We start from the raw sequence: 6,650 nt of genomic DNA, 5'->3' as shown, positions 1-6,650 counted from the left end.
AAACGGGATTATGCCTCGCCTGCTGGGCATGGTGGCGTTCGTAGGTAGCGGGGCGAGGCTTCCGGTGCTGCACCACGTGCGACAGTCCACAAGTGAGCCTGTCACCGCCGCAACATGCCGCAACCCCTACGCGCGTGCGTGTATGCGTATTGCTTGCCTAATCCCCGCCCGGCGAATCGAGGGCGGCGGAGACGATCACGCAACCGTGATAATGAGGCCGAAAAGGCCCATGATCCGGTGCTGGTAGTATCAGGCTGGTATCGGGCGGATTTTTCGGCTTGTGGGAAAGTCTCATAAGCCATTGGAAAAACTGGCGGACCCGGCGCGATTCGAACGCGCGACCTTTGCCTTCGGAGGGCAACGCTCTATCCAGCTGAGCTACGGGTCCAATAAACTTCGCATAGCGCGGATCGGCCTGGGGCTCAATGCCTGTTGGCGCTGAACTGTGTGGTTGCACGGGAGCCACCTGTGGCAACGATAGGCAGCGGTGCATTTTGGCGATATTCTCCGTGCAACGGTTTGCTGTGCGAGAGGAACTCATGTCCGATACAAGGGATGCGACTAGCCTGGAGACAATCCTCGTGCATGAGCGGGTGGTTGCGTGTGATGGCGGCGGCGGGCCGCTGGGGCACCCGAGGATTTATCTGAAGATCGAGGGCAGTGAGATCACCTGTCCTTATTGCTCCCGCCATTACCGCCTGGCCGGAGATGCAAGACCGGGCGCCGGACATTGACGCAGCGGCTTGTCTTGGTTGACGGCTCGGGCTTCATTTTCCGGGCTTTCCACGCCTTGCCGCCGATGACCCGCGACGATGGCACGCCCGTCAACGCGGTGTTTGGCTTCTGCAATATGCTGGCGCGGCTGCTCAAGGAGCATTCCGGGACGCACCTCGCCGTGATTTTCGATGCTGGTCGCACTACATTCCGCAACGAGATAGATCCCAGATACAAGGCGCATCGTCCGGAGCCGCCCGAGGAACTCGTGCCGCAATTCGCCCTTGTGCGCGAGGCGACGCGCGCCTTCGCGGTGCCGGCGATCGAGCTTGAGGGGGTCGAGGCGGACGATCTGATCGCCAGCTATGCCGAAGCGATGAAGCGGATGGGCGGCGAGACGGTCATCGTCTCGTCCGACAAGGATCTGATGCAACTGCTTGATGACCGCGTTTCGATGCTCGATCCCATCAAGTCCACGCCGATCGGGCCGGCAGACGTGATTGCAAAGTATGGCGTCAGACCGGAGCAGATGGTCGATGCGCAGGCCCTGATGGGCGACACGGTCGACAACGTTCCGGGCGTGCCGGGGATCGGGCCAAAGGGGGCGGCGCAGTTGATTGCCGAATTCGGCGATCTGGAGGCCATCCTCGCCGCGGCGGCGAGCGGGGCCATGAAGCCTTCCAAGCGGCGCGATTCGCTCGTCGCTCATGCCGAAGACGCCCGGATTTCACGCCGGCTGGTGGAATTGCGGCGGGATGTCCCACTGCCACTGCCGGTTGACGATCTGGTGGTTGCGCCGCTGCATGACGGGGATCTCAACGATTTCCTCGATTCCCAGGGTTTCAGAAGCATCAAGGCACGCCTTGGGCTCGATGGGGTGGCACGGCGGAACGGCGAGCGGCTCGCCGCGGCGGCGAGGGGCGATGCGCCCGATCCGCCCGCCGGACCGGCAACTGCGCCCGTTGCGACCGATGCGTCCTTCGGGCCTTATGTCACGATCGATGACGAGGCCGAGCTTGACCGCTGGATCGCCGAGATACGGCAGACCGGATATTTCGCCATCGATACCGAAACCACCGGCCTCAACCCCCGTCATGCGAAACTCGTGGGGATTTCAGTGGCGACCGCGCCAGGCCGGGCTGCCTATATCCCGCTCGGGCACGAGGATGGGGCGCAGCTGCCGCGGAGCCTGGTGGTCGGGCGGATGGCGCCGGTGCTTGCCGATCCGGCGATCCTGAAGATTTTTCACAACGCGAAGTTCGACATTCACATTCTGGCCGGTTGCGGGCTTGCGGATGCCGCGCCGGTCGATGACACGATGCTGCTCTCCTATACGCTCGGCGCCGGACGGCATGGGCATGGCATGGACGAGTTATCGGATCTGCATCTCGATCATCAGCCGGTATCCTATGACGAGGTAACGGGCACCGGGCGCAACCGGATTTCCTTTGCCGCCGTCCCGATCGACCGCGCCACGGCCTATGCCGCCGAGGATGCCGACATCACCCTCAGGCTCTGGATGCTGCTGCGGCCCCGCCTGCGCGCGGAGGGAGGGCTCGGGCTTTACGAGACGATCGAGCGCCGGCTGCTCAATGTGCTGCTCGCCATGGAACGCGCCGGCATCATGGTCGATCGTGGAGATCTCGAGTCGATGTCGGCCGAGTTTGCCCGGCGGATGGACGACATTCAACGCGACATCGAGCGGCTCGCCGGCCGTGCGTTCAACCCGGGCAGCCCAAAGCAACTCGGCGAGATCCTGTTCGACGAGATGGGCCTGCCGGGCGGCAAGCGGACCAAGACCGGGGCATGGGGCACCGATGCGGCGGTGCTCGAGGATCTTGCGGCGGTGCTGGAATGGCGGCAGCTGCAGAAACTAAAATCCACCTATGCCGACGCGCTGGTGGGCGAGATCGATATCGGGGATCAGCGGGTCCATACCAGCTTCTCCCAGGCCATCACGACGACGGGCCGGCTTTCGTCCAACGAGCCTAACCTGCAGAACATCCCGATTCGCACCAGCGAGGGGGCGCGTATCCGCCGCGCCTTCATTGCCGCCCCCGGCAAGGCGCTGGTCTCGGCGGATTATTCGCAGATCGAGCTGCGCCTGCTGGCGCATGTCGCCGATATTCCGGCGCTGAAGGAGAGTTTCGCCAAAGGCGAGGATATCCATGCCCGCACGGCCGCCGAAGTGTTCGGCCTGCCGATGGAGGGGATGGATCCGATGGTGCGGCGCCGCGCCAAGGCGATCAATTTCGGCATCATCTACGGCATTTCCGCCTTCGGCCTCGCCCGCCAGCTCGGCATCGAGAACGGCGAGGCGAAGCGCTATATCGACGCCTATTTCGCCCGCTATCCGGAAATCCGGCGCTACATGAACGAAACGGCCGAATTCGCACGCACCCACGGGTATGTGCTGACACCGTTCGGCCGGCGTTGCTATGTTCCCGGCATCGCCGAGAAAAACCCGGCACGGCGGGGCTATGCCGAGCGGCAGGCGATCAATGCGCCATTGCAGGGCGGCGCCGCGGACATCATCAAGCGGGCGATGGTGCGGCTGCCGGCGGCGATTCGCGATGCCGGGCTGGAGGCGGTGATGCTGCTCCAGGTGCATGATGAACTCGTCTTCGAAATGCCGATCGACCAGGCGCAGGCAATGGCCTCGCTGGCGCGGGAGGTGATGCAGGGGGCTGCCACACTTTCGGTGCCCTTGCTGGTGGAAACCGGGATCGGTTCCAACTGGTCGGACGCGCACTGAGTGCGGATGGATTGCCATCCAGTGCGCCTCCCGACCCCGATGGATCGGCTGTAGTGCGCTGTCGTGTCGATCATCGCAGCGTCCTTGTCCGATCGGATAATGCTCTAGGTGCGATTTCCGGGACGCTGCCGCTGGAGGCCGCGATGCAGTCTCGCGAGGGCGTCGCCGAGATCTCCATCCGGCAGCCCTGCGGGAGGTGGCGCCTGGGTTACCGAGGCAGGCGCTGCGCGGCGGATGGGCGCGGGGACTGTCATGTCGGTGAAGCGCAGCCGTTGCACCGGCGCGCCACCGAGGGCGAGATTAATCTTGCCGATCAATACTGGCGCAAGGTGTTGCAAGGCCAGCGCGTCGGGGCCGGCGCAGCCAAGGGTCAGCGTTCCGGCAGCGAATTTCGTGGGCTGGCTGCGGGATGCGATGTCGGGCCCGGCGATGTCGGGCCAATCGGCGATCAGCGTGCCGAGAACGGCCCCCCGCCGGGCAAGGACCGGGCACAGCACAGGCGCCAGCAGGGCCGAAATGCCCCGCGGGGCGCTGTGGCGCGGCGGCTCCGGCGCGACCGGGCGAGGCTTCGCCAAGTTTCCGCCATCCGCTGCCTTGTGCGACCGGGTCGGGCGCGGGGGAGTGTCGCGTGAGTGTGTCGCCGCCATCAGCTGATCGTCTGCTCCGCTGGTATCATGTTCATCGGCGCGTCCTGCCGTGGCGGGCTGCCCCGGGAGTCCGTCCCGATCCGTATCACGTCTGGCTGAGCGAAATCATGCTCCAGCAGACCGTCGTCGCGACGGTGATACCGTATTTCCACAGGTTCATCGAGCGTTACCCCACGATCGGCGAGCTGGCGGCGGCGGCGGATGAGGACATTCTCGGCCTGTGGGCTGGGCTTGGCTATTATGCGCGGGCACGCAACCTTATCCGCTGCGCCCGCGCGGTCACCGCTGCGGGCGGATTTCCGGCGACGCTGGAGGGGCTGCACAACCTGCCGGGAATCGGTCCGTACACGGCGGCGGCAGTCGGCGCCATTGCCTTCGGCCTGCCGGTCGTGCCGGTGGATGGCAATGTCGAACGTGTCGCCGCAAGAATTTTCGCGATCGAGACTCCGCTGCCGGCGGCGAAGGCGGAGATCGCCACCGCAGCTTCCCGTCTCGGCGCGCAGGATGCGGCCTGCGCCAGCCCGGGCGATTTCGCGCAGGCGCTGTTCGATCTGGGCGCCACGATATGCACGCCGCGCAACCCGTCCTGCATGATCTGCCCCTGGCGCGAGGGGTGCGCTGCACAGGCAAGGGCGATCGCGGCCGAGTTGCCACGCAAGGCGCGGCGGGCGGCGCGGCCAATGCGGCATGGCACGGTTTTCGTGATGCGGGACCGGAGCGGCGCGATCGGCCTGCGTCGGAGACCGCCGCGCGGGCTGCTGGGCGGCATGCTCGAACTGCCGGGAACCGGTTTCGAAGCGGCGCCGGGACGGGCCGATCCGCCTTGCGCGGCAGACTGGGTCGATGCCGGGAGCATCGGGCACGTCTTCACCCATTTCGAATTACGGCTGCTGGTACTCGCGGCAGAAGTGCCCAAACTGCCGCCGGACCTCGAGGCAAAGTCGCCGGAGACGCCGCTTCCGACGGTCATGCGCAAGGCGCTGGATGCCGGGCTCGCGGCACTCGGCGATGATGACACTGGCAGAAAAAACCCCGGGCCAAGAGGTCCGGGGTAAGGTGACAGAACGGATGCCGGCTGGCGCCGGCACCACGGGGGAAAGGTTCAGCGGTCGGGGGAACTGACCGCCCAGCTGTGGTGATGCACCAGGCCATCGTCATGATCGTGGTAATGGCCCGCTTCATCGTCCTGATCGTGGAATTGCTCGGTCTCGGTGCTGCCCGCCATGGCCGTGGTCGAGGCCTTGCCGGCGCTGACCGCCATCGCCACCGCGTCGAAATAGGAGGTGCCGACTTCGCGCTGGTGCCGTGTGGCGGTGTAGCCATCCTTCTCGGCGGCGAACTCTGCCTGCTGCAGTTCCGAATAGGCACCCATGCCGCGCTCGGCGTAGCCCTTGGCGAGTTGGAACATCGAGTAGTTCAGCGAGTGGAAGCCGGCGAGGGTGACAAACTGGAACTTGTAGCCCATCGCGCCGATCTCGCGCTGGAAGCTCTCGATCTTCTCCGGGGAGAGCTTCTTGCGCCAGTTGAAGCTCGGTGAGCAGTTATAGGCGAGCATCTTGCCGGGGAACTGCTTGTGGATCGCCTCGGCGAACTGGCGGGCCTCCTCAAGGTTCGGCTCGGAGGTTTCCCACCAGAGCAGGTCGGCATAGGGGGCGTAAGCGAGGGAGCGGGCGATCGCGTATTCGACGCCAATGCCCGGCTTGATGCGGTAGAAACCCTCGGCCGTACGCTCGCCGCTGATGAAGGGGCGGTCGCGCTCGTCGACATCGGCGGTCAGCAACTGGGCGGCGTGGCTGTCGGTGCGGCAGAGCAGCACGGTCGGCACACCTTCGACATCGGCGGCGAGGCGGGCGGCGGTCAGGGTGCGGATATGCTGGGCGATCGGGACCAGAACCTTGCCGCCGAGATGGCCGCACTTCTTTTCGGAGGCGAGCTGGTCCTCGAAATGCACGCCCGCGGCGCCGGCCTCGATCATGGCCTTCATCAGCTCATAGGCGTTCAGCGCGCCACCGAATCCGGCCTCGGCATCGGCAATGATCGGCGCCATCCAGTGTTGCGATGTGTCGCCTTCCATCCGGGCGATCTGGTCGGCGCGGCGCAGCGCGGAATTGATGCGCCGGACCACCATCGGCACCGAGTTCACCGGGTAGAGCGACTGGTCGGGATACATTTCGCCCGAAAGGTTCGCATCGGCGGCGACCTGCCAGCCGGAGAGATAGATGGCCTTCAGGCCGGCCTTGACCTGCTGCATCGCCTGATTGCCGGTGAGGGCACCGAGCGTGTTCACGTAGGGCTCGGTCTTCAGCAGGTGCCACAGGCGATTGGCGCCCATCTCGGCGAGGGTGTGGCGCACGCGGAAGGAGCCCGCGAGTTTATCGACTTCAGCCTGGGTGTAGTCGCGGCGGATGCCATCGAACCGGTCGGGCGCTACGGAGAGACCGCCCGGCAGGCCTTCGGGGGAATGGGTCGGGGAGGGGAAGTTCGACATGGTCTCTCCTTTGCGCCTTTCGGCATGTTGTGGCGGCGTCTGAGGG

The 6,650-nt window shown here is 65.5% G+C and carries 5 protein-coding genes and 1 tRNA gene; 3 read left to right on the top strand and 3 right to left on the bottom strand.

Annotated elements, in window-relative coordinates:
• Positions 1–311: 311 nt before the first annotated feature.
• A tRNA-Arg gene (locus B7Z76_RS05195) sits at positions 312–388 on the bottom strand.
• Between the two features lie 37 nt (positions 389–425).
• On the opposite strand from B7Z76_RS05195, the gene B7Z76_RS16390 reads away from it, so the two are divergent.
• Both B7Z76_RS16390 and polA read left to right on the top strand, forming a co-directional pair.
• Positions 426–734: a zinc-finger domain-containing protein gene (locus B7Z76_RS16390; protein WP_408736367.1), complete on the top strand. Its 309-nt coding sequence runs from the start codon at positions 426–428 to the stop codon at positions 732–734.
• Positions 731–3,469: a DNA polymerase I gene (gene polA, locus B7Z76_RS05185; RefSeq protein WP_291342567.1), complete on the top strand. Its 2,739-nt coding sequence runs from the start codon at positions 731–733 to the stop codon at positions 3,467–3,469. Before B7Z76_RS16390 ends, polA begins: the two co-directional genes overlap by 4 nt.
• A 104-nt stretch (positions 3,470–3,573) precedes the next feature.
• Here the strand turns inward: polA and B7Z76_RS05180 are convergent, their stop codons facing one another.
• Positions 3,574–4,044: a DUF721 domain-containing protein gene (locus B7Z76_RS05180; protein WP_291342565.1), complete on the bottom strand. Its 471-nt coding sequence runs from the start codon at positions 4,042–4,044 to the stop codon at positions 3,574–3,576.
• A gap of 53 nt (positions 4,045–4,097) precedes the next feature.
• Between B7Z76_RS05180 and B7Z76_RS05175 the strand changes: the two genes are divergently transcribed.
• Positions 4,098–5,171 (top strand): A/G-specific adenine glycosylase, encoded by a 1,074-nt coding sequence (locus B7Z76_RS05175; protein WP_291342563.1) that lies wholly within the window; start codon positions 4,098–4,100, stop codon positions 5,169–5,171.
• Positions 5,172–5,218: 47 nt separating this feature from the next.
• Here B7Z76_RS05175 and aceA read toward each other — a convergent pair whose 3' ends face one another.
• Positions 5,219–6,604, bottom strand: a complete 1,386-nt coding sequence (gene aceA, locus B7Z76_RS05170; RefSeq protein ID WP_174502637.1) for an isocitrate lyase — start codon at positions 6,602–6,604, stop codon at positions 5,219–5,221.
• Between the last annotated feature and the right edge of the window lie 46 nt (positions 6,605–6,650).

The organism is Acidiphilium sp. 20-67-58 (assembly GCF_002255515.1).
Lineage (GTDB): Bacteria > Pseudomonadota > Alphaproteobacteria > Acetobacterales > Acetobacteraceae > Acidiphilium.
This window is presented reverse-complemented; position numbering and strand designations above follow the sequence as displayed.